At 67.2% G+C, this 974-nt stretch carries 2 pseudogenes; one reads left to right on the top strand and one right to left on the bottom strand.

What is annotated here, in order from left to right:
- Nucleotides 1-165: 165 nt before the first annotated feature.
- A pseudogene (locus A5692_RS28155) lies at nucleotides 166-540 on the top strand (LysR family transcriptional regulator); the annotation flags it as partial.
- Here the strand turns inward: A5692_RS28155 and A5692_RS09510 are convergent.
- A pseudogene (locus A5692_RS09510) lies at nucleotides 448-974 on the bottom strand (DUF222 domain-containing protein); the annotation flags it as partial. The pseudogenes A5692_RS28155 and A5692_RS09510 sit on opposite strands and share 93 nt — an antisense overlap.

The raw sequence follows: 974 nt of genomic DNA, 5'->3' as shown, positions 1-974 counted from the left end.
CGTCGACGTGGTGGTGATCCCCGAACTCGAGGTCCATTTTCCACTCGATCAGCCCGTAGCCGCCGTCCTCCCAGCCTACCACCACCCCGAAAAACTCCTACGGCACGACGACGATGACGACGCGGCCTAGCGACAGCGCCGCCTCTGCGCGTGGTCGAATGGTCCGTGCTATTCCGTCAGCTGGAGTATTTCGTAGCGCTCGCTCAGGAGCGCCACTTCGCGCGCGCGGCGAGCGCTTGCTACGTCTCGCAGCCCGCGCTGTCGGAGGCCATCCGCAAGCTCGAACAGGAGCTCAACGTCCCGCTGGTGCGGCGTGGACAGAAGTTCGAAGGCCTCACTCCCGAGGGCGAGCGGCTGGTGCCCTGGGCCAGACGCATCCTGGCCGACCGCGACGCCCTGCGACAGGAGGTTACGGCGCTGCAGACCGGCCTGACCGGCGAACTGCGGCTCGGGGTGGTGCCCGCTGCCTCGACTACCGTTGCGCTGCTTACCGATCCGTTCGGTGTGGCCCTTGGCGTTTGTGCGGGTGGTCCAGCCGTCGGGTTTGAGCATGCGGTGGTGGGGTCCGCAGGCGAAGGTGAGGTTGTCGATGTCGGTGCGGCGGCACTGGTTCCAGTCGGTGACGTGGTGGACTTCGGAGAGGTAGCCGGGCACGGTGCAGCCCGGCGCCGTGCAGCCGCGGTCCTTGGCGTAGAGCATGATTCGTTGTCCGCGGGTGGCGAGTCGCTTGCTGTGATACAGCGCCAAAGGTTTGGCGTTGTCGAAGACGGCCAAATAGTGGTGGGCGTGGCGGGCCAGGCGGATCACGTCGCTGATGGGGAGCCGGGTGCCGCCACCGGTGCGCCCTGTGCCGGCGGCGGTCTGCAGCTCAGCCAAGGTGGTGGTGATGATGATGGAGGCGGGTAAGCCGTTGTGCTGACCCAGTTTTCCCGAGGCCAACAGCGCCCGTAGGCCGGCGAGCAGCCCGTCGTGGT

Source organism: Mycobacterium sp. E342, from assembly GCF_001667665.1.
Lineage (GTDB): Bacteria > Actinomycetota > Actinomycetes > Mycobacteriales > Mycobacteriaceae > Mycobacterium.
The sequence above is the reverse complement of the archived record's forward strand: the minus strand, read 5'-3'. Positions and strand labels throughout refer to the sequence as shown.